Raw genomic sequence first — 20,482 nt, 5'->3', positions numbered from 1 at the left:
TCACCACTCCTCCCGGTCTGACCAACGAGCCAGACCCGTGGAGGGGGTCAACTTTCAAGCGCCGCTACCGGTCCACTTTTCAGCCGTCGCCGACAGATCACCCGGTGAGCGAGAACGCGGTGCCCTTGAGCGTACTGGTCTTGGCACCCGGGGGACAGAAAAAGTTGCCTTACCTGGGTGCCGTTCTACGGGACCTCGGTATCGATGCCCCTGTGTCTGAAGCCGAGCTTCAGCGATGGAGTACGGAAGCGATCCGCCGAATCCATACCTCCTACGAGCAACGCAACACCTCGCCCCTGAACGCGGAATCTCCCCCCGGCTCCCCCATGCTCACGCGTCCGCCGAATGAAGCCAATCGGGAAGACGCGAGCCAGAAGATGCGGCTCCTGCGCGAGAAGATCGAGGAGGTGCGCCAAATCGCAGCTCGTGGGGAAGGAGATCGGGCCGCACGCCTCACCACTTCCCTCAAAGCGGGGGCGACTCATCTCCATCACTACACCGACGCCTGCAAGGACGCCCACGCACTCCGCCGATGGCGCGAGACCAGCAGGCAGTTGCTGCGCAACCTTGAAGACTTGGTCGGCCAAGTCCCCGAGCTTCACGCTTCAGCTGTTCATCCTCCTACTCCCTCACCGCCTGCCGCCCCTCACCCACCGGAGCGGCCCGAGTCTCCTCCGACCGAACATCTCGAGGCAGGGCACAGCACCGATCAGGCAGCATCACTCCTGCCACGAATGAGCGAATCCTTCATCGCAGCCAAGGTGTCCGGGGACGTCACCTCTGTACGCCGCTTCGAGCGGGAGGCGATTACTCTCGCCGGCAGCAAGGCGTCCGCGCAGACGAAACTGCGGGCACGAGCCCTGAGCGACGAGATGCGCACCTGGATCAAGGCACGGGAGTCCGAGGAAGCGCTCGAATCCATGCGCACAGTCTTCGAGACCTTGCCCTCCCCCGGCGATCCCAGAGAAGCGGAGCGGCTCCGGAGCGCCCTGGAGCATGTGAACGCCCTTCGCCGGCTGTGTTCCGAAGCGCTGACACAGGACCTATCAGACAGCTTCAGCGATCTCGAACATCGCTTGCACGCTGCGCAGACGGCTGCGGAGCAATCGGCCCGACCTGCCCCTGCGAGGGTAAAAGCGGAGAAGTTGAAGGACAACGGCAGCGATCAGACTGCGGCACTCGCCGATTTCATCTGGCTGGTCAGCGAGATCGAGGCAGCGCGGGAGGCAGACGACCTCGAGTCGGTCGAAGCCGCGCGCAGACTCGCTGGCCCGCTGTACGCACGCCACCTCGCTCCGGAGGACCGGGAGCGGTTCACCCCGTTCATGCGAGAAGTCAAAGCTTGGTGCGGCGCACACCGGTCACGCCCCGAAACCGTGCCCGTGCTGAAGGCGATCAGGCAGTTGTTCACGAAATTGGACATGACCCGTAGCACGGCGACGGTGTCGGAGATCGGGCTCGTACTCGACACGGTGCGAGAACTGCGGCACAAGATGGACGCACCCCTACCCTCAGCGGATGAAAAGCGCCTCGTGGGTTGGGAAGCGCGCCTGCGGCAGCGATCGCTCAGAGAGAGAACTACGGCCCGTCGTGAAGCCGCGCCGGACCGTACGGCCAGGCGGCGTCCCGGCGCCGCCGCTGAAACCGCCGCTGGCCAGGCCTCATCGCGGCCAGAACGATTGTCTCTCACGGCGGTCGAGCGGCTGGCCGCTCCGGCCCGCGAGGTCCTGATGGACGCCGCTCGCACGGGGGGTGCAGTTCTGACCTGGGGGGACCTGCGAGCGCGGCTGAAGGAGCCGCTGCCTCATCTGCACCCCGATGACCAGGGTGAACTCCTTGTCGCGGTCGACCGGGACACGCCACAGGATGAGCCGTTGCTGACCACGCTGATGGCGAGTGCGGACATCTCGCAGCACTGGCTGTATCCGCACGTCCGGTTCAGCCTCCACCGTCCGCGGATTCCCGAAGAGGAGCTGGCGGCCCACTGGGCGCGGGAGGTCCTGAAACTCCGACAGATCTGGAGGCATCGGTAGGCCGGGGCCGGGGTGTTCCCCTCTCAGGCACGGGAACGGACTTGGCTCCAGGACGGCCCGATGCTGCATGTCGTCCTGAGCGCCAGTTCGTTCCGGCGGCCGTCTCCCACGGGGGCGGCCCGCGTGTCGGGCCAGGTTTCAGCCGACAAATAGGAACGCCCGGGGATGCCTCGGCACACACGTTCACAGCGGTGATCACGCGCGGGCTGGACTACCGGAAGGTGTTCCAGGAGTTCCGGCCCGGCTTCGATCTCAACGACGAGCGCGAGACGCGCGCCGCGGCAGGGCAACCCGAGTACCCCGACGTCCGCGACAGCCTCGCCGCCCTGCGCGCGGACGGGCTGTGGCTGGGCATCGCCGGGAACCAGACCGTGCGCGTCGATATAGCGAGTACATCGTCGGTGCCCGGGTGGAACGACCCGCCGGTCTCCTCCGTGGCCGAGCGGCCGGCGGCGATCCAAGGCGCGGAAAACGGCTGAGTTCGCCAGGGCCCAGGCGTAACGATGCTGGGCAGGACTTTGCTCGACGCCTGGGCGAAGCATGTGAACCGCATCGAACTAGAAATATGAGGCCCCCGCTTACCACAAAAGCACGGTACGCCCAAACCGCGACTCGTCAGGGACTCTTGCAGTCGGTCGATTCGACAGACAGGTGCGCACCATGGACGAGAGCAAGAACTGCATGCCCGAAATGGCATTCCTCACGTTGCCCAAGGCGGCGGTCTATCTCGGCATCTCTCCCAACACCCTTTACGTTTGGCGCCATCGCCGACAAGGGCCGCCCAGCTTCCAGATGGGCCGACGCGTGATGTACAGGATCTCCGCGCTTGACGAGTGGGTGCACCGGCAGGAAAGGGCGGACTCTCGATCGAATCCTGCCTTGAATCCACTGAACCGCAAGCCGCTGCGTCGCACATCGTGACGTCCACGGCAGCACAGAGCATCGACTCCAAACCGACATCAATTCCGACTGCCACAGCGGGATATGACCTGTCGCGAAGAAGCGTTCCCAACACCGTCAAGCACCCGGAACGCATCATTCGCACAGGTAGGAGGCCCTCATGGCGGGCTACATCGAGGATCGTTGGCTCAAAAAGAGGCCGGACAAGGCGACCGGCAAGCGAGAGCGTACTTCCATTTGGGGGAAGGGGAAGCGGTACCGAGTCAAGGGCATTCCTGGTATCCAGGACAGGTCCTTCGACACCAGCGAGGACGCCAAGCGCTGGCTCGCTGAGGCTCAGACGGACTCCAGCAGGGGCGAATTCGTCGACCCGCGGAATGGTGCCATCTTGCTCACCGATTACATCGTCGACCACTGGTGGCCCAGTCGAACGGATGAGCCGTCAACTGCGGGCCCCATGCGGAGCCGGATCTGGAACCACCTGATTCCCCTGCTCGGTTCGTATCCTCTGCGTGAGATCGACGCCTCGGCCCTTCGCCGGTTCAGGGCCGACTTGCTCTCTCGAGTCGAGGAGTCTTCCGCCGAGATCATATGGATACACCTCACCACCATCCTGAACGCCGCTGTTGATGACAAGCGCCTGCTGAAGAGTCCCATCGCTGCCCATCGATCGATCAAGCGGCCCAAGCCGGTCGGCAAGAAGGCGAAGGCGTGGTCTCGAACCACGGTCGACGCGGTGCGGGACGGACTACAGGAGCGGTACCGGATCGCCGTGGACCTCGGGCTCGCACTCGGAGTTCGCCAAGGCGAGGCGCTCGGCCTCACGGAAGAGGACTTCGACTTCAGGGCGGAGGTGGTCCACATACGGCGCCAACTCCGCTGGGACGGGAAAGGGCGGCCGTACTTCTGCCTCCCCAAGGGCCGAAAGACCCGTGATGTTCCCCTTCCGCCGAACCTCGCCCGCCGCGTTCGGCTCCACTTCCAGCTCTTCCCGCCGGTCGAGTGCACCCTGCCGTGGCGTAATCCTGAGACGCCGGCGACCGAGTTGGAAGAGCGTCAGCGCAAGCCGATCACCGTTCGACTCGTGCTGAGCACCTCCCACGGGCTTCGGATCAATCCCGGGACTTGGAACGAGCGCAGCTGGAAGCCCGCTCTCGTAGCCGCAGGGGTTCTGCGCCAGGTCGGCGAGAAGGCGGAGAGTTACGGTTCCCGCGTCCGCCTCCACCCCGTCTACGAGCGCTCACGGCCGGACATGTTCCACGTCCTGCGCCACACCTTCGCGAGTGTGCAGTTGGAGGCCGGCGAGTCCATCGTGAGCGTGGCGACCTGGCTGGGACACTCCTCCCCGAAGGTCACGCTCGACTACTACGCTCACTTCATGCCGGGTGCGGGCAAGCGCGGACTGGCCGCGATGGATACGTGGCTCGTGTGATGCGGGATCGAAAGTCCCCGAGAAGTCCCTGGCGCCGCCAAAGCCGCCACACAGCCGAAGAAACCGCAGGTCACAGGGCTATGCGCAACGCCGCCCAGTTGTACGCGGAGTTCAAGGAGCCGCTGTACGCCGCTCCGCCGCTGCTCCAGCGGATGGTGGACGCGGGCCGGCTGGGACGCAAGACGGGATCCGGGTTCTACCCGTACTCCTGACCGCCATTCGCACGGAGTGTGCGGGGCGTACACGCATATGCCCCGCACACACGCTCCCGCGGTGGCCACCGGTCGAGTTGGATCGGTGTCACATGCACAGGGCCGCCTGAGCGCCCTGTCGGAAGAAGGAGCCGACCGTGAGCATCGACCCCGACCAGACCGTGGTCGTAGAGGAATTCGCCGAGTTACGCCGCAGCCTCGACGTGGGGCTCACCCGCGTCGACGGCCATCTGGCGCTGCTGGCGCACCGGGGCGACCAGGCCGACGGCGACCTGGCCGCCCTGGCCGCGCGCGTGACGGCGCTCGAACACTCCCGATGGCCCCTGCCCACCGTCTCCGCCCTCACCGCGGCCGGCGCGCTCGCGGTGACCGTCTGGCAGTCCCTCGGCCGCTAGCCCGATCCCGCCGGGGCGGGCGCGGGCGACCGCGGCTAGCCGAGGCGCAGGTGGTGCAGCATCAGCAGCCCGGCCGCCATGTTGGCGGCCGGGACCTCTCCCCTGGCCACCATGCCGGGGATCAGCTTGAGCGGGACCCACTCGCGCCGTGAGGACTCGAAGTCGTCCTCGGGATGACCGATGTACGTCGCCTCCTCGGCCCAGTAGAGGTGGTGCCGGGCGTCGGTGAGGCCGTTGGACGGCTCGACCGTGAGGAGCGGGCGCAGCGGCCCGGGCCGCCATCCGGTCTCCTCCTCCATCTCGCGGGCGGCGGCGGTCTCGATCTCCTCGCCGTCCTCGACGACTCCGGCGGCGAGCTCCCAGCCCCAGCTGTCGGTGATGAAGCGGTGCCTCCACAGCATCAGCACCTCGTCGGCCGCGTTGACCACGGTGGCCACGGCCACCGGGCGCAGCCGTATGACGAAGTGGTCGAGGTGCCGCCCGTCGGGGAGTTCGACGTCCGCGAGGTTGATGCGGAACCAACGGTTCTTGTACACAGTCTGTTCGCTTAAGTTCGTCCACTGCATTGTTCTGCCACCTTCCGACAAGTAGATGGCAATATCGCAGCAGGAGGACGGTCAGAGCGGAACGCGCAGAGCCCCGTCGATCAGTTCGGCCGCCTCTTCCGCCCCGGCGCAGCCACTGCCCACCAGGTGCTCGCGCACCGCCCGCAGACGATCGCGCATCCGCTGCGACTCCATCCCCTGGGCCCGCTGCGCCATCTCCGTGGCGATCTCCACGGCCCGGTCGGCCTTGCCCTGACGCAGCTCGATGTGGGTGAGCATGGCGAGCCGGTGCACCCGGCCCCGGTCGTGCGCGGGCGTGCCGACCGCAGCGTCGGCGTGCTCGCGGGCCGCCGGCAGATCTCCCAGGCTGAGCAGCGCCTCGGCCACCTGGACGTTCACCAGTCCCGGCTGGACGTAGCCCGTCTCGTCCGGTTCGCTGCCCGGGCGGATGGACTCGGCCTCGGACTCCGCACGCCGGATGCAGGACAACGCGTTCTTGCTGTCGCCGAGATGGGCGTACGCCTTGGCCTGCATCGCGTGCAGGTCCGCCGCGAGCGCCGGGGTGATCTGCGTGCCGGCCGTCCGCAGCGCCGCCTCCGCGAAGGCCACCGCCTGCCGGTACTCGGCCATGAACAGCGACTGGTTGACCAGCAGCGCGATGATGTACGCGCCGAGCCCCCGGTCCCCGCTGGCCTTCGCGAGGCGCAGGGCCTGGTGGAAGTACCGCTGGGCGAGCCCCTGGGCGTCCGAGTCGTACGCGCAGATGCCCGCCACGGCGACCAGGCCGCCCGTGGCGCGGTGCAGGTGGCGTCCCATGGCGTTGGAGTAACTGCCGCGCAGCAGGGGGGCGGTCTCGGCGTTGAGGAAGCCCACGACGCGTGCCCGGGTCGCGACGCCGCCGGCCTTGCGGTACATCAGCTCGTAGTGCGCCCTCGCCGCGCGCAGCATCTGTATGTCCGCGACGCTGACACGGGTCTGGCCCTTGCGTGAGACGTCGGCGTCCTCGGGTGGGTTCTCCCACTCCCACACGGGCATCACCGCCGGCGTCCCGGTGACCGCGGGGGCGCCGAGTACGTGGGGCCGCTGCTGCTCGTCCGAGCGCCACAGCGCGGTCGCCCGTTCCACGAATCCGGTCAGCGGGGAGCCGTGCGCCATCGCCGCGTCGCCGGGCATGCCGAAGCCGATGTCGTCCAGCGTTATCGGCCGGTGCAGCCGCGCCGCGAGGACCTCGCAGATCAGATCGGGCACCTGGCCGCGCGGGCGCTGGCCCTTCAACCAGCGTGCCACGGCGGTGTGTTCGTATCTCAGCGCCAGACCTCGCGCGCTCCCCGCCTGGTTCACATGGGCGGCGAGGCCGGCGTTGGAGATTCCCGCTTCGTCGAGCAGGGCGTCGAGCAGGGTGTTCGGCTGCATGGGCCTCTCCGGTGGCTCGGTGGGGTCAGCGTAGTGGAGCCGCGTTCACACGGGGTGTGAACCGAATGCCCGCACTGGGGCCCCGCGTGCTCTCCCGCCGCGCCCCCGGGTCCGGTTGACTTCGTTTCGCCTCTTCACGGAAGCGGCCGGGCCGCCGGCTCCCCCCTCGTACAGTGCGGCGGCCCGATCCCGCTCCGTCCGCCCTGCCGGTCTGCCCGACACTCCACGGCAGAGCGGACGGAGCAGTACCAGCGGGTCCGGAGCGACGGCCGGTCACCGATTGGAGGATTCCGCGCGCGAGCGGCGCAGCCCCTGATCCCCGGGCTGCGCCGGCACGCGGCTGCGGTCGTTGCGCAGCACGAGCAGCGCCACGTCGTCGGCGAGCCGGCCGCCGGTGTGCCGCAGCAGGGCGGTGTGAACGCGCTGCACCACGACGGCCGGTGAGACGGGCGACCCCAGGGCCGCCGCCTCGGTGAGGGCGCCCCGCAGGCAGAAGAACGCGCCGTCGGCGTTCCGCGCGTCCTCCGCCCCGTCGGTGTGCAGGACGAGCGCCTCGCCGGGGAGCAGGCGCGCGCACCGGCTCGCGGCCAGGCCGTCGGGCAGCGGGAACAGCCCGAGCGGCGGCAGCACCTCGCCGCCCGCGACGGGTTCCGCGCTGCCGCGCAGCCGGTAGGGCCACGGGTGGCCGCAGTTGAGCGCCAGCACCTCGCCGTCCTCATGGATCTCCAGCAGCAGTACGGTGACGAACTCCTCCGCCAGCGGGTTGTCCGGATCGGTCCCGCTCACCGACGGGTGCTCGGAGCGTGACCTCTCGCGCAGGTGCCGTCGCAGCGCCCGCTCCAGCTTCCGCATCAGACCGGCCAGTTCGGCCTCGTCGTGCGCCGCCTCCCGGAAGCTGCCGAGCAGCGCGGCCACCGCCCCGATCGCGGGCAGCCCGTGGCCCCGCACGTCTCCGATGACCACACGGACCCCGTGCACGGTGGCCACCGCCTCGTACAGGTCGCCGCCGACGGTCGCGCCGCGGCTCGCGGACAGCTGCCCCGCGGCGAGGGCGAGCCCGTCCAGCCGGGGCGGCAGCGGCCGCAGCAGCACCTGCTGCGCGGCGCGCGCGATCTCGCGGGTGCGCCGCAACTCCCGTACGAGCCCGAGCCGTACGCTCGTCAGCAGATAGGCGACCAGCGCCAGGAAGGCCGCACAGGTGACGAAGCGCGGCGCCATCCCGTCGTGGGAGTCGAACGGGCAGGCCAGCTCCCAGAAGGTCGCGGCGACGAGCCAGACTGCGGGAACCCCGAAGACCAGTGCGCGCCGCGCGAGGGGAGCGCACGCGCGCCGCACGCCCCGCCAGGTTGTTGTACGGATCATCCCGACGGCCCCCTAGGCCCTGGCCCTGTACCACGCTGCCTGAACGACGCCGGCCCTCGTCGGTCGCAACGATTGTGTCGGCCGCCCCCGTCTGTCCGGGTAGGTCACCCTCACTTCTCACCCGAATGAGTGAGGGGCGTGCCCGCGACTCCGGACACGCCCCACAGCTCTGCCTTCGCAGCGGGTGTCACACCCCGCGCAGCACCGCGCCCGTGCGCTCGCCCGCGAGCGCCACGGCGGCGTCGCGCGCGGCCGTGGCCTCGTCGACCGTCAGCGTGCGGTCGGTGGCGCGGAAGCGCAGCGCGTAGGCGAGGGACTTCCTGCCCTCGCCGAGCTGCTCACCCGTGAACACGTCGAACAGCCGCAGCGATTCGAGCAGTTCGCCGGCGCCCTCGCGCAGCGCCGCCTCGACGTCCGCCGAGGCGACGTCGGCGGAGACGACGAGCGCCACGTCCTGGGTCGCCACCGGGAAGGTGGAGATGCGCGGAGCCCGCAGGGCGCCGGTGCCCGCCCGCTCCAGTACGTCGACCTCGATCTCCATGGCGCAGGTGCGCTCCGGCAGGTGGAGTGCCTTGATGACGCGCGGGTGCAGCTCGCCCGCGTGCCCCGCCAGGATCTCCTCGCCGTTCACCGTGACGTACAGCGCGGCGCAGCGGCCGGGGTGCCACGGCGCGTGCCGGTCGCCCCGGACGGTCAGCTCGGCGCCGGCCTCGCGGGCGAGCGTACGGGCCGCCTCGACGGCGTCCGCCCAGGTGCCGGGACGGCCCTTGCCCCACCAGCCGGTCTGCTCGCGGGCGCCCGCGAGGACGACGGCGGCGCGGCGCGGCTGGCGCGGCAGCGTGGCGTTGAGGCCGGCGATCTCCTCGTCGGTCGGACGCCGGTCGACGGGCAGCCGCGCGGCCTTGTGCTCCTCGCCGGTCGGCCTGAAGACCAGGCCGGTCTCGAAGAGCGCCAGGTCGTGCGAGCCGCGGCCGTCGTTGCGGCGCAGCGCCCCGAGGAGGCCGGGCAGCAGCGTGGTGCGCAGCGCCGGCTCCTCGTCGGAGAGCGGGTTGACCAGCTTGACCGTGCGGCGGCGCGCGTCGTCGGTCTCCAGGCCCAGCTGGTCGAGCACCGCGTCGCCGATGAACGGGTAGTTGAGCGCCTCGACGTACCCGGCGCCGGCCAGCGCGCGCCCGATGCGGCGGTGCAGCCGCTGGCGGTCGGTGAGCCCGCGTCCGGACGGCGGCGTCGGCAGGGTCGACGGGAGGTTCTCGTAGCCCTCCAGGCGGATGACCTCTTCGGCCAGGTCGTTCGGGTAGGCCAGGTCGGGGCGCCAGGACGGCACGGTGACGACCAGCTCGTCCTGCCCGTACACGTCGCAGCCGACCTCCTGGAGGCGGCGTACGACGGTCTCCCGGCCGTAGTCGACGCCCGCCACCCGGTCGGGGTGGTTCGCGGGCATGGTGACCGTGCGGGGCCCGGAGGGCGCGACGACCTCGGTGACGCCCGCCTCGGCGGTGCCGCCCGCGAGCAGCACCAGCAGGTCGACGGTCCGCTGGGCCGCAGCGGAGGCCGCCTGCGGGTCGGTGCCGCGCTCGAAGCGCTTGGACGCCTCCGACGCGAGCTTGTGCCGGCGGGCGGTGCGGGCGATGGAGAGCGCGTCGAAGTGCGCCGCCTCGACGACGACCTCGGTGGTGCCCCTGACCACGCCCGTCTCCGGGTCGGTCACGGAGTCCGCGATCTCGGTGTTGGCGCCGCCCATGACACCCGCGAGCCCGATGGGACCGCGGTTGTCGGTGATCACCAGGTCCTCGGCGTCGAGGACGCGCTTGGTGCCGTCGAGCGTCGTGAACTTCTCGCCCTGCTCGGCGCGGCGCACACCGATCGGCCCGTCGATGCGGGACCGGTCGTACGCGTGCAGCGGCTGTCCGAGCTCCAGCATCACGTAGTTGGTGACGTCGACCGCGAGCGAGATCGGCCGCATCCCGGCCTTCTGCAGCCTGCGCCGCAGCCAGATCGGGGAGCGGGCCTCCGGGTCGAGGCCGACGACGGTGCGCGCGGTGAAGCGGTCGCAGCCCCGGGGATCGGCGATCTTCACGGCGTAGCCGTACGAGTTCGGCGCGGGCACGTCGAGCAGCGCCGGGTCGCGCAGCGGCAGGCCGTACGCGGTGGCGACCTCGCGGGCGACGCCGCGCATCGACAGGCAGTAGCCCCGGTCGGGCGTGACGGCGATGTCGAGGACCTCGTCGACGAGTTCGAGCAGCTCGATGGCGTCGGTGCCCACCTCGTACTCGGGCGGCAGCACGATGATGCCGTTGCTGCCGTCGTCGCCCATGCCCAGCTCGTCGCCGGAGCAGATCATGCCGTGCGAGGTCTTGCCGTACGTCTGGCGGGCGGCGATCGCGAAGTCGCCGGGCAGGACGGCGCCGGGCAGGACCACGACGACCTTGTCGCCGACGGCGAAGTTGCGGGCGCCGCAGACGATCTCCTGCGGCTCGCCGGTGCCGTTGGCCGTGCCGACGTCGACGGTGCAGAAGCGGATCGGCTTCTTGAACTCCGTCAGCTCCTCGACGGTGAGGACCTTGCCGACGACCAGGGGGCCCTTGAGGCCGGCGCCGAGCTGCTCGACCGTCTCGACCTCCAGGCCCGCGGACACGAGCTTGGCCTGCACGTCACGGCCGGTCTCGGTGGCGGGGAGATCGACGTACTCCCGCAGCCAGGAAAGCGGGACCCGCATCAGATCTCCATCCCGAAGGGCCGAGTGAACCGGACGTCACCCTCGACCATGTCTCGCATGTCTTCTACGTTGTGGCGGAACATGAGCATCCGCTCGATGCCGAACCCGAAGGCGAACCCGCTGTACTTCGCGGGGTCGACGCCGCAGGCGGTGAGCACCTTGGGGTTGACCATGCCGCAGCCGCCCAGCTCGATCCAGCCCTCGCTGCCGCAGGTGCGGCAGGGACGGTCCGGGTCGCCGACGGACTCGCCGCGGCAGACGTAGCAGACCATGTCCATCTCGGCGGACGGCTCGGTGAACGGGAAGTAGTTCGGGCGCAGCCGGGTCTTCATGCCCTCGCCGAAGAGCGCCTGGACCATGTGGTCGAGGGTGCCCTTGAGGTCGGCCATGGTGAGGCCCTCGTCGACGGCGAGCAGCTCGATCTGGTGGAAGACCGGGGTGTGCGTGGCGTCGAGCTCGTCGGTGCGGTACACGCGGCCGGGGCACACGACGTACACGGGCGGCTCACGGTCGAGCAGCGCGCGGGCCTGGACGGGAGAGGTGTGCGTGCGCAGGACGACACCGGACTCGTCGGACTTCGATCCGTCGGCGCCCTGGACGAAGAAGGTGTCCTGCATCTGGCGCGCCGGGTGGTCGGGGACGAAGTTGAGCGCGTCGAAGTTGAACCACTCCGCCTCGACCTCGGGGCCCTCGGCCACTTCGTAGCCCATGCCGACGAAGACGTCGGCGACGCGCTCCATCAGCGTGGTCAGCGGGTGCCGGGCGCCGGCCGGGACGCGGTCGTACGGCAGCGTGACGTCCACCGCCTCCTCGACCAGCACGCGCTCGTCACGCTCCGCCTCCAGAGTGGCGAGGCGGGCGGCGAGTGCCTTGTTCACGGCTCCGCGGGCCATGCCCACGCGCTTGCCGGCCTCGGCCTTGGCGGCCGGCGGCAGCGCGCCGATCTCACGGTTGGCGAGCGAGAGCGGCGAGGTGGGGCCGGTGTGCGCGGTCTTCGCGTGGGTGAGCGCGTCGAGATCCGCCGCGGCGTCGAAGGCGGCGAGCGCCTCGTCCCGCATGCGCTCGATCTCTTCCGGTTTCAGCGCCTCGACCTCAACAGGGTCGTACGACTTATTGGGTGCGGACATCTCTTCCCGTACTTCCGATTGGCTGGTGGCGTGGCCCCCGCTCGACGACTGAGGACGCAAAGGTGCCAAAGGTCGAGTCTAAAGGCCGTGAGGGGTGAAGAAGCCCGTGGGCTGCTCAGGCCAGGTAGGCCGGGGCGCCGACGGGCAGGATAAATCGGAACTCGGCGCCGCCGCCGGGCCCGCGACCGACGGTGATCGAGCCGCCGTGCGCCTCGACGATGCCTTTGACGATGTAGAGCCCCAGGCCGGTGCCACCGCGCTTGCTCCCCCGCCAGAACCGGGTGAAGACGCGCCCCATCGACTCCTCGGGAATGCCGGTGCCTTCGTCGCTCACGGTGACGGCTGTTCCCTTCGCTGTGTGGTCGTCGTTCTTCATGGGGGTCGCGCCCACCTCGATGGTGACCGTTCCCTCGCCGTGGCGCACCGCATTTTCGAGCAGGTTGCCCAGTACCTGGTCGATCTTGTCCGGGTCCGCCCAGCAGTCGGGCAGCGGCTGCTGGACGCGGACCAGGAAGCGGTCCGCGGGCTGGCCGTTCGAGATGTGCGCCTGGACGTGCCGGCCGACGGCCGTGGGAAGGTCCACGGGCTGCCGTCGCACCTCCAGCCGCCCGGAGTCGATGCGCGAGATGTCGAGCAGTTCGGCGATCAGCCGGGTGATCCGGCTCGCGTCCGCGTCGACGGTCTCCAGCATCAGCTTCTTCTGGTCGTCCGTGAAGCGCTCCCACTTGGCGAGCAGCGTCGCCGTGAACCCCTTGACCGAGGTCAGCGGGGACCGCAGCTCGTGGGCGACGGTGGCTATCAGCTCGGCGTGGCTGCGTTCGGTGCGCCGCCTGGCCTCCGTGCCGCGCAGGGACACGACGACCCGCCGCACGGGCCCGGTCGGCTCGTGGCGCACGTACCGCGCGGAGACGAGCACCTCACGGCCGCCGGGCAGCAGCAGGTTGCGTTCCGGCTGCCCGACGCGGATGGCGAGTCCGCCGTACGGATCGGTCAGGCTCCACCAGCGCCGGCCCTCCAGGTCTTCGAGGGGCAGCGCGGTCTCCAGGGGCCTGCCGATGGCGGCGTCCCTGGGGATGGCGGTGATCCGGGCCGCGGCGGCGTTGAAGCAGACGACGCGGCCGTTCTCGTCCGCGACGGCGAGGCCGTCGGGGAGGTCGTCGGGATCGATCCCGTGTCCGTCCAGCGCGTACCGGTGCGGTAAAGCCTCGTTCGCCCGCGACGGACCGCTCGTGCCGACAGCCATCCCCGTATTCCACCTCTTCCGAACGGCGGTGGGGGTGCCTCCCTGCTCGAACCTGCTCAAACGAAGCCGAGAGCTTGGGGGAGGGCCCCCGAGCCCGCCACCCTACTAGCTGGAGGTGACGCTGCGGCACCCTCCGGAAGCGCGCTGCGCACGAGCGGAGGCGTAGAGGCACACGGCGGCGGCGGTGGCGAGGTTGAGGCTCTCGGCCCTGCCGTGGATCGGGACCCGCACCACCGCGTCGGCGAGCGCCCTGGTCTCCTCGGGCAGGCCCCACGCCTCGTTGCCGAAGACCCAGGCGGAGGGGCCGCCCATGGTGCCCGCGTCCAGTTCGTCGTCGAGGTCCTCGTCACCCGCGCCGTCGGCCGCCAAGATGCGTACGCCGGCGCTCTTGAGCCCGCTGACGGCCTGCTCGACGGGGACGCCGACGGCGACCGGCAGGTGGAAGAGGGAGCCGGCCGAGGCGCGGACCGACTTCGGGTTGTAGAGGTCGACGGAGGCGTCGGTGAGGACGACGGCGTCGGCCCCGGCGGCGTCCGCGCAGCGCAGGACGGTGCCGGCGTTCCCGGGGTCGCGGACGTGCGCGAGGACGGCGACGAGCCGGGGGCCGGCCGCGAGGATCTCCTCGAAGGGCGAGTCGAGGAAGCGGCAGACACCGAGGATGCCCTGCGGGGTCACGGTCTGGGAGACCTCGGCGAGCACCTCGTCGGGCGCCAGGTGCACGCGGGCCCCGGCGGCGCGGGCGGCGGCGACGATGTCGGCGTACCGCTCTGCGGCCTCGGCGGTGGCGAAGAGCTCGACCAGCGTCGGTTCGCCGTCGCTGCGGTGGCCGACCGCCTCGCGCACGGCCTGCGGCCCCTCGGCGATGAACCTGCGCTCCTTGCCGCGGAAGTTCCGCCTGGCCAGCCGCTTGGCGGCGGCGACGCGCGGGGATCGCGGGGAGATCAGCTCGGGGGTGCCCATGGTCGGCGGCTCACTTCTCTGCGTACGAAGGGGGTCGTGCACGTCCGGTACAACGCACCGGACCCGCAGGCGGCGAACGCCTGCGGGTCCGGTGGACGAAGAGGTGCTGCCTGGAATCAGGCGGCGGTCTTCGGGGCGTTGACGTCGCTCGGGAGCGCCTTCTGGGCGACCTCGACGAGCGCGGCGAACGCGTTGCTGTCGTTGACCGCGAGCTCGGCCAGGATCTTGCGGTCCACCTCGATGTTGGCGGCCTTCAGACCCTGGATGAGGCGGTTGTACGTCATGCCGTTCTGGCGGGCAGCGGCGTTGATGCGCTGGATCCACAGCTGACGGAAGTCGCCCTTGCGCTTCTTGCGGTCGTTGTAGTTGTAGACCAGGGAGTGGGTGACCTGCTCCTTGGCCTTGCGGTACAGGCGCGAACGCTGACCGCGGTAGCCCTTGGCCGCCTCGAGGATTGCCCGGCGCTTCTTGTGGGCGTTGACTGCCCGCTTGACGCGTGCCACTTGTTAACTCCTTGTAGCGGGGCCGCGGTGGAACTCACACGGCCCGGAAACGTATTGGTCTCGGTCGGTCCGACGAGGGGCTCCGGTCACCCGGAGCCGCGACGTCACTTGCCGAGAAGCTTCTTGATCTTCGGGGCGTCCGCCGGGGACACCACGACAGCGCCGGTCAGCGAGCGGGTCTTCTTGGAGGACTTGTGCTCCAGGAGGTGGCGCTTGCCTGCCTTCTCGCGCATGACCTTGCCGGAGCCGGTGACCTTGAAGCGCTTGCTGGCACCGCTGTGCGTCTTGTTCTTCGGCATAGCGCCGTTCTCTCCTCGTCAGTGGCGCTCCCCCGGTGCGTGTACCGGAGAGCGGGAGCGTCAGTCAGTGATATGGGGGCTGGGGCTTCCTGGCCGAACCCGGGGCCACCTGGATGGCAGCCCCGCGGATCACGCTTCGGAAGGGGTCTCGGACTGTGCCTCGGCCGGAGCCTCGGCGACCTCGTCCGCCGACTGCGCCTGCTCGGCGTCGTCGGGCGCGCTGCCCTGGCGTTCGGCCTTGCGGGCCGCCTGGGCCTCGCGTGCCTCGGCCATGGCCTCGGTCTTCTTCTTGTGCGGGCCGAGAACCATGATCATGTTCCGGCCGTCCTGCTTGGGATTCGACTCGATGAAGCCAAGGTCCTCGACGTCCGAAGCCAGACGCTGAAGCAGTCGGAAGCCGAGCTCGGGGCGGGACTGCTCACGACCACGGAACATGATCGTGATCTTGACCTTGTCGCCCTGCTTGAGGAACCTGACGACATGACCCTTCTTGGTGTCATAGTCGTGCGGGTCGATCTTCGGCCGGAGCTTCATTTCCTTGATGACCGTGTGCGCCTGGTTCTTGCGCGCCTCACGGGCCTTCATGGCCGACTCGTACTTGAACTTCCCGTAGTCCATGAGCTTGCACACGGGCGGACGGGCGGTCGCCGCGACCTCGACCAGGTCGAGGTCGTACTCCTGCGCAAGCTCCAGGGCCTTCGCAAGAGGCACAATGCCGACCTGCTCGCCGCTGGGTCCGACGAGTCGCACCTCGGGAACGCGAATCCGGTCGTTAATGCGGGGCTCAGCGCTGATGGATCCTCCTCAGTAGCACCACACGACTGTCTGGCAGACAGCCGCGCAACGTCTGTTTCGTGAGACCAACCTCAGGGAGCCATGAAAAATGCCCCGGACGGGAACACAGGCGGGGCTCCTGGAAATACCGGAGCACCACCGCGCATCAACCGCGGGGCGCACATCGAGCGGCGCTCCATCGTCCGTACGGAACGATGGGGACCGCCTGACCGGTGACCCGCCGTCCGTGAGGACAGTCAGGTGGGAGATCGGAGCCTCCACTTGTGGGCCGGGCACACAGGTGTCCGGCCGGTCGTTACACAAGGTTAGCAGGTCCGCCGGGGAGCGGCGACCCCGGTCACGGCGGTGGCCGCGGCGGGGCGGGGCATATCGTGTGCGTCATGAGTGACGCGACCTCCCCCAGTGAATCCCCCGACTTCGACGCCATGACGCGCGACATCGCGGAAGTCCCGGCAGTCGAGGTGATCGTCACGGTGGCGGTCAACCTGATGAGCGCCGCCGCCGTGAAGCTCGGTCTCACCGAGGACGGCGACGAGCACAAGGACCTCGACGAGGCCCGCAAGCTGGTGCACGCGCTGGCCGGTCTGCTGGACGCGAGCGCGACCGAGATCAGCTCCTTCCACGCGGCGCCGCTGCGCGACGGGCTGAAGTCGCTTCAGCTCGCCTTCCGCGAGGCGTCGGCGGTGCCGGACGAGGTCGGCCAGGGGCCGGGCGAGAAGTACACGGGCCCGGTGTACGGCTGACCGACCCTCCTCGCCGCGTCGGCGGCGTTATCCGCGTACGAACAAGGGCTCGCCGGGAGGCGTGGCACCGGCCGGCAGCAGTGCCAGGTCGAGGCCCCGCACCAGGCGGGCCCTCAGCGTTTCGTCGGCGGCCAGGGCCCCGGCGACGCGGCGGGCCGCCTCGGCCGGTTCGGCTCCGGGGGCGAGGACCAGCGCGAGGGTGCCGTCGGCGCTGCCCGGGCCGAGGTGGGCGCGCAGCACGGAGGGCTCCGCGGCGACGGCGGCCCGTACCGCTTCGGTGACGGCCGGGTCGTCCAGCGGCACCGCGCTGGTGCGGCCCTCGGCGGCGGCGAGCAGCGCGGAACCGGTGAGCTGGTAGGGCACGGGGCCCGCCAGGTCAAGGACCAGTGTGTCGGCCCGTTCGTGGGCGACCGCCTGGAGCGCCTGCTGCAGGGGTACGGCGACGGGGCGCGCCTCCGGGTCCCAGCGGGCCAGGGCCTCGGTGGAGGTGAAGGCGGGCAGGGCGCGGCGATTGCCGGCCTGCAGGGTCGGCACGGCCATGTCGCTGCTCTTCTCGCGCCGCAGCCCCGTCTCCTCGTCGGTCTCGGCCTCGCCGAGCACGGCGACGACGGGGACCAGGAGCCGGGCGCCGGCCAGGGCGGCGAGCACCTGCGGCTCGGCGGCCGGGTCCTCGGCCCAGGCGGCCAGCGCCGCGCTGAGCCGCGGGTCGGCGGTGCCGTCGTCTTCGGAGAAACCGGGGTCCGGGATGTTCTTGAGCGCCACCTCACGAGACTATCGGCCGGTCGGCGGGTTTTTCGCGGGGGGCCCGCGGGCACCGGCCCTGCTGTGAACGTCTCGTACGCCGTCTCCTCGTGCACGGGCCGGGAGTACGTCCGGCACGGGGACGGGCGCTTCCCCGCCGCGAGCGTCGTCAAGGTCGGCATCCTCGCGGCGCTGCTGCTGCGCGCCCGGGACGAGGGGCGGGCGCCGGACGCGGCGGAGCTGGCGTACGCCGAGGCCATGATCCGGCGCAGCGACAACGACGCGGCGTCGGCGCTCTGGGCGGTGATCGGGGGCGCGGCGGGTCTCGACGCGGCGCACGCCCGGCTCGGCCTCACGCAGACGACGGCCGACCGCGCCTGGGGGCGGACGCGGACCACGGCGCGGGACCAGCTGACGCTCCTGCGGGCGGTGTTCGGGGAGGGTGGCGCGGGCGGGGACGGCGTACTGGACGCGGACTCGCGCGCGTACATCGCGGGGCTGATGGGGCGGGTCGTCCCGGGGCAGGACTGGGGTGTGTCGGCGGCGGGGCGCGGCGCCGCGCTGAAGAACGGGTGGATGCCGCGGGACGCCACCGGGCTGTGGACGGTGCACAGCGTGGGACGGGTGCGGGCGGCGGACGGGCAGCTGCTGCTGATGGCCGTCCTGTCGGAGGGGCACTCCACCCGGGAGGCGGGGATCGCGGTGGTGGAGCGGACGTCAGTGGAAGTGGCGGGAGGCCGTGGGACGGCCGGTGCGCCACAGGGCGACCGCGCCGGCCAGTAGGACGGCGCCGACGCCGCCGGCCGCGGGGGCGAACCAGCCCGCCGGTTCGCCGGCCTCGCGCAGCGGGTCGGGGCCCGCGCCGAAGTACTTCTCGCCGTGCGGGGCGGAGGCCGGGCGCAGCCGCGCGGGACGGAGGCCGGCGGCGGCCTCCAGGGCGGCGGCGGGGTCGACGAAACCGTAGCCGCGGGCGTCGTCGCGACCGCCCTCGGGCGCGTTGCGGGCGGTGTCCGCGAGGAGCTTCTTGACCTGGGCGGGGGTTAGGTCGGGGTACTCCGAGCGGATCAGCGCGGCGGCGCCGGAGACGAACGCGGAGGCGGCGCTGGTGCCCCAGCCCTCGTAGTAGCGGCGGTCCGGGTCGGCGATGATCACATCGACGCCGGGGGCGCTGACGGTGGCGTACCAGCGGCTGGTGGAGAAGGACGCGTGGGTGCCGGAGCTGTCGACGGCGGCCACCGCGATCACGCCGGGGTAGGCGGCGGGGTACGAGATGTGGTCGCCCTCCTCGCCGCTGTTGCCGGCGGAGGCCACGACGACGGCGCCCTTGGCCAGGGCGTACTGGACGGCGGCGTCCTCGGCGGGCTCGGGGTGGGCGGACTTGCTGTCGTCGCCGAGGGAGAGGTTGATGACGTCGGCGCCGTGGTCGGCGGCCCAGCGGATGCCCTGGGCGAGGGCGTTGCCGCGGGTGCTGCGGGCCCGCTTGCGCGCGGGGTCGCCGCCTTCGAGGATCACCCGGACCGGGAGGATCTTGGCCTCGGGCGCGATGCCGACGACGCCGTCGGCGCGGCCGGGGCCGCTGCCGTGGCCCGCGATGATCCCGGCCATGGCGGTGCCGTGGCGGGCCCAGGCGCGGTCGCCCTTCCCCGCGCCGAAGCCTATGAGGTCCTTGCCCTCCAGTACGCGGCCCGTGAGGTCGGGGTGGCTGCCGTCCACGCCGGTGTCGAGCACGGCGACGGTGACGCCCTCGCCCTTGGTCGTACGCCACGCCTTCTCGGTGTGGAGCGCGTCGAGCGCCCACTGCTGGGCCCGGATGCTGTCGGCGTGCGCGACCGGCGCGGGCAGCACGGAGACGGCGACGGCCACCAGGGCTGCGGCGAGGAGGCGGGGGGCGGTGCGGCGGGAGGGGGCGGTGGGGACAGCCGCCGGGGTCCGGGTAGGCACGTGGGCGGCCGGCGCGGTGGGACGGGTGGGATCGGCCGGGTGGGGGTTGTTCATCGGGGTGGCTCCGTGGGCGGGTGCGCGGTCCTGCGGAGACCTCGTTCGATGCGGTCGGCGACGCCCTTCGCCTCGTGGCCGAGGCCGGCCTGGGCGGGGGCGTTCGTCGCGCCGGCGACGGTGGCCCGGCCGGCGGGCTGCGGGTCGGGGACGGCACGGCCGTCGGCGAAGCCGGAGACGGCGTACACCACGACGGGTACGTCGGTGAGCACCCGTATTGTCCAGCTCGCCCGCTGCCTGGCGCCGAATCCGGCGGCGGCCGTTCCCTCGGCGGGGTAGGTGCGGGGCATGAGGTCGGTACGGTCGCCCAGTCCCTCGGTGGTGAAACGGGTGCGCAGCGCCTTCATCGCGGGGGCGTCGGCCTCGGTGAAGAGCAGGCCGACGGTGGTGACGCTGCTGGTGGTGGCGTCGGTGTAGGTGGCGCGCAGGAGGCGCAGGCAGCCGACCGGCTCCAGCGCCTTGAGCAGCAGCGGGTCGAAGGCCCTGGCGCACCCGCTGTCGGGGGCGACGGCGATCCGCGTCCAGACGCGGTCGGCGCCGCCGGGGCCCGCGCCGTCGCCCTGGAGGGTCGGCGGGAACAGTTTGTCCACGGGCGTGCTGTGCCAGAGTCCGCGCGCCTCGGCGTACCCGCCGGGCGCGGCGGCCTCGGCGTCCGAGCCGCCGGTGAGCCAGCTGCCGGTGGCCGCGCCGCCGATCAGTCCCACGCCGAGTACGAGGCAGGCCGCGGCGGCGGCGACGCGGGCGGGGCGGCGGGTACGGACGCGGCGCAGCCGGGTGGTGGTCTCGGCCGGCGTCTCGGGCACCGGCCAGTGCCGGGGTGCGGCGAAGTGGGCGGGGCGGGGGGCACCGGGCTGCGCGCCCAGGTCCACGGAACCCACGGCCCTGCGCCGGGTCGCGGCGCTCGGCGGAACAGTGGGCGGCGGCGGAACCTGCGCGGGCAACGCCCCCGGAGCGGCGGGCAAGGGCCGCAGGCGCGCGGTGGTCTCGGCGGGCACGGGCCGAAGGCGCGCGGTGGTCTCGGCCGGGGCCGCGGCAGGCACGGCATGCGGCGGCATGGGGCCGGGGTTG

At 71.3% G+C, this 20,482-nt stretch carries 20 protein-coding genes and 1 pseudogene; 8 read left to right on the top strand and 13 right to left on the bottom strand.

The annotated features are described in order from the left end of the window. Window positions 1–104 precede the first annotated feature (104 nt). From ACWGH0_RS21915 to ACWGH0_RS21890, 6 genes and pseudogenes are all read left to right on the top strand, one after another. Window positions 105–2,033 carry a hypothetical protein gene (locus tag ACWGH0_RS21915; RefSeq protein WP_453405872.1) on the top strand — a complete coding sequence of 643 codons (1,929 nt, stop codon included), beginning with the start codon at window positions 105–107 and terminating at the stop codon, window positions 2,031–2,033. Window positions 2,034–2,182: 149 nt separating this feature from the next. Then, window positions 2,183–2,410 (top strand): annotated as a pseudogene (locus ACWGH0_RS21910) (haloacid dehalogenase); the annotation flags it as partial. Window positions 2,411–2,693: 283 nt separating this feature from the next. Beyond that, window positions 2,694–2,954: a helix-turn-helix transcriptional regulator gene (locus tag ACWGH0_RS21905; protein WP_453405871.1), complete on the top strand. Its 261-nt coding sequence runs from the start codon at window positions 2,694–2,696 to the stop codon at window positions 2,952–2,954. A 139-nt stretch (window positions 2,955–3,093) separates the two neighbouring features. Further along, window positions 3,094–4,365 (top strand): tyrosine-type recombinase/integrase, encoded by a 1,272-nt coding sequence (locus tag ACWGH0_RS21900; RefSeq protein WP_453405870.1) that lies wholly within the window; start codon window positions 3,094–3,096, stop codon window positions 4,363–4,365. After that, complete coding sequence (locus ACWGH0_RS21895) at window positions 4,365–4,577, top strand: 3-hydroxyacyl-CoA dehydrogenase family protein (protein WP_453405869.1); 213 nt, start codon at window positions 4,365–4,367, stop codon at window positions 4,575–4,577. The genes ACWGH0_RS21900 and ACWGH0_RS21895 overlap by 1 nt, the downstream gene beginning before the upstream one ends. Before the next feature lie 137 nt (window positions 4,578–4,714). Beyond that, window positions 4,715–4,972 (top strand): hypothetical protein, encoded by a 258-nt coding sequence (locus ACWGH0_RS21890; RefSeq protein ID WP_453405868.1) that lies wholly within the window; start codon window positions 4,715–4,717, stop codon window positions 4,970–4,972. Window positions 4,973–5,007: 35 nt separating this feature from the next. Here ACWGH0_RS21890 and ACWGH0_RS21885 read toward each other — a convergent pair whose 3' ends face one another. From ACWGH0_RS21885 to infC, 10 genes are all read right to left on the bottom strand, one after another. Continuing rightward, window positions 5,008–5,538 carry an NUDIX hydrolase gene (locus ACWGH0_RS21885; protein WP_453405867.1) on the bottom strand — a complete coding sequence of 177 codons (531 nt, stop codon included), beginning with the start codon at window positions 5,536–5,538 and terminating at the stop codon, window positions 5,008–5,010. Window positions 5,539–5,589: 51 nt separating this feature from the next. Beyond that, window positions 5,590–6,930: a tetratricopeptide repeat protein gene (locus tag ACWGH0_RS21880; RefSeq protein WP_453405866.1), complete on the bottom strand. Its 1,341-nt coding sequence runs from the start codon at window positions 6,928–6,930 to the stop codon at window positions 5,590–5,592. A gap of 273 nt (window positions 6,931–7,203) precedes the next feature. Next, entirely contained in the window at window positions 7,204–8,292 is a 1,089-nt protein-coding gene (locus ACWGH0_RS21875; RefSeq protein ID WP_453405865.1) for a PP2C family protein-serine/threonine phosphatase, read from the bottom strand. Window positions 8,293–8,479: 187 nt separating this feature from the next. Beyond that, entirely contained in the window at window positions 8,480–11,008 is a 2,529-nt protein-coding gene (gene pheT / locus ACWGH0_RS21870) for a phenylalanine--tRNA ligase subunit beta (protein ID WP_453405864.1), read from the bottom strand. After that, window positions 11,008–12,135 carry a phenylalanine--tRNA ligase subunit alpha gene (pheS, locus tag ACWGH0_RS21865; protein WP_453405863.1) on the bottom strand — a complete coding sequence of 376 codons (1,128 nt, stop codon included), beginning with the start codon at window positions 12,133–12,135 and terminating at the stop codon, window positions 11,008–11,010. Before pheS ends, pheT begins: the two co-directional genes overlap by 1 nt. A gap of 115 nt (window positions 12,136–12,250) precedes the next feature. Continuing rightward, window positions 12,251–13,378, bottom strand: coding sequence for an ATP-binding protein (locus ACWGH0_RS21860; protein WP_453405862.1), 1,128 nt, complete (start codon window positions 13,376–13,378; stop codon window positions 12,251–12,253). Between the two features lie 105 nt (window positions 13,379–13,483). Beyond that, on the bottom strand, window positions 13,484–14,338 hold the full coding sequence (locus ACWGH0_RS21855; RefSeq protein ID WP_453405861.1) for a TrmH family RNA methyltransferase: 855 nt from the start codon (window positions 14,336–14,338) through the stop codon (window positions 13,484–13,486). Between the two features lie 116 nt (window positions 14,339–14,454). After that, complete coding sequence (gene rplT / locus ACWGH0_RS21850; RefSeq protein WP_453405860.1) at window positions 14,455–14,841, bottom strand: 50S ribosomal protein L20; 387 nt, start codon at window positions 14,839–14,841, stop codon at window positions 14,455–14,457. Window positions 14,842–14,945: 104 nt separating this feature from the next. Continuing rightward, complete coding sequence (gene rpmI / locus ACWGH0_RS21845) at window positions 14,946–15,140, bottom strand: 50S ribosomal protein L35 (protein ID WP_028815428.1); 195 nt, start codon at window positions 15,138–15,140, stop codon at window positions 14,946–14,948. A gap of 129 nt (window positions 15,141–15,269) precedes the next feature. Further along, a complete protein-coding gene (infC, locus tag ACWGH0_RS21840; RefSeq protein WP_453405876.1) occupies window positions 15,270–15,935 on the bottom strand; it encodes a translation initiation factor IF-3 in 666 nt (221 codons plus the stop codon). 380 nt (window positions 15,936–16,315) lie between these two features. Between infC and ACWGH0_RS21835 the strand changes: the two genes are divergently transcribed. Continuing rightward, on the top strand, window positions 16,316–16,678 hold the full coding sequence (locus tag ACWGH0_RS21835; RefSeq protein WP_453405859.1) for a DUF1844 domain-containing protein: 363 nt from the start codon (window positions 16,316–16,318) through the stop codon (window positions 16,676–16,678). Window positions 16,679–16,705: 27 nt separating this feature from the next. Here the strand turns inward: ACWGH0_RS21835 and ACWGH0_RS21830 are convergent, their stop codons facing one another. After that, entirely contained in the window at window positions 16,706–17,440 is a 735-nt protein-coding gene (locus ACWGH0_RS21830; protein WP_453405858.1) for an SseB family protein, read from the bottom strand. A gap of 63 nt (window positions 17,441–17,503) precedes the next feature. Between ACWGH0_RS21830 and ACWGH0_RS21825 the strand changes: the two genes are divergently transcribed. Beyond that, the gene (locus tag ACWGH0_RS21825; RefSeq protein ID WP_453405857.1) at window positions 17,504–18,202 is read left to right on the top strand and encodes a serine hydrolase; all 699 of its coding nucleotides are present in this window, start codon (window positions 17,504–17,506) and stop codon (window positions 18,200–18,202) included. On the opposite strand, the gene mycP is transcribed toward ACWGH0_RS21825, so the two are convergent. Both mycP and ACWGH0_RS21815 read right to left on the bottom strand, forming a co-directional pair. Continuing rightward, window positions 18,137–19,414, bottom strand: coding sequence for a type VII secretion-associated serine protease mycosin (gene mycP / locus ACWGH0_RS21820; protein ID WP_453405856.1), 1,278 nt, complete (start codon window positions 19,412–19,414; stop codon window positions 18,137–18,139). The two genes, ACWGH0_RS21825 and mycP, sit on opposite strands and share 66 nt — an antisense overlap. Continuing rightward, a complete protein-coding gene (locus ACWGH0_RS21815; protein ID WP_453405855.1) occupies window positions 19,411–20,469 on the bottom strand; it encodes a hypothetical protein in 1,059 nt (352 codons plus the stop codon). Before ACWGH0_RS21815 ends, mycP begins: the two co-directional genes overlap by 4 nt. Window positions 20,470–20,482: the final 13 nt, after the last annotated feature.

This window comes from Streptomyces sp. NPDC054887 (assembly GCF_053610585.1).
This window is presented reverse-complemented; position numbering and strand designations above follow the sequence as displayed.

Coding starts and splice junctions, on each gene's coding strand:
- ACWGH0_RS21860 (WP_453405862.1), bottom strand. CDS start 13,378: ATGGCTGTCGGCACGAGCGGTCCGTCGCGGGCGAACGAGGCTTTACCG.
- ACWGH0_RS21880 (WP_453405866.1), bottom strand. CDS start 6,930: ATGCAGCCGAACACCCTGCTCGACGCCCTGCTCGACGAAGCGGGAATC.
- ACWGH0_RS21835 (WP_453405859.1), top strand. CDS start 16,316: ATGAGTGACGCGACCTCCCCCAGTGAATCCCCCGACTTCGACGCCATG.
- ACWGH0_RS21855 (WP_453405861.1), bottom strand. CDS start 14,338: ATGGGCACCCCCGAGCTGATCTCCCCGCGATCCCCGCGCGTCGCCGCC.
- mycP (WP_453405856.1), bottom strand. CDS start 19,414: ATGAACAACCCCCACCCGGCCGATCCCACCCGTCCCACCGCGCCGGCC.
- ACWGH0_RS21875 (WP_453405865.1), bottom strand. CDS start 8,292: ATGATCCGTACAACAACCTGGCGGGGCGTGCGGCGCGCGTGCGCTCCC.
- rpmI (WP_028815428.1), bottom strand. CDS start 15,140: ATGCCGAAGAACAAGACGCACAGCGGTGCCAGCAAGCGCTTCAAGGTC.
- ACWGH0_RS21895 (WP_453405869.1), top strand. CDS start 4,365: ATGCGGGATCGAAAGTCCCCGAGAAGTCCCTGGCGCCGCCAAAGCCGC.
- ACWGH0_RS21900 (WP_453405870.1), top strand. CDS start 3,094: ATGGCGGGCTACATCGAGGATCGTTGGCTCAAAAAGAGGCCGGACAAG.
- pheT (WP_453405864.1), bottom strand. CDS start 11,008: ATGCGGGTCCCGCTTTCCTGGCTGCGGGAGTACGTCGATCTCCCCGCC.
- ACWGH0_RS21885 (WP_453405867.1), bottom strand. CDS start 5,538: ATGCAGTGGACGAACTTAAGCGAACAGACTGTGTACAAGAACCGTTGG.
- pheS (WP_453405863.1), bottom strand. CDS start 12,135: ATGTCCGCACCCAATAAGTCGTACGACCCTGTTGAGGTCGAGGCGCTG.
- ACWGH0_RS21815 (WP_453405855.1), bottom strand. CDS start 20,469: ATGCCGCCGCATGCCGTGCCTGCCGCGGCCCCGGCCGAGACCACCGCG.
- ACWGH0_RS21905 (WP_453405871.1), top strand. CDS start 2,694: ATGGACGAGAGCAAGAACTGCATGCCCGAAATGGCATTCCTCACGTTG.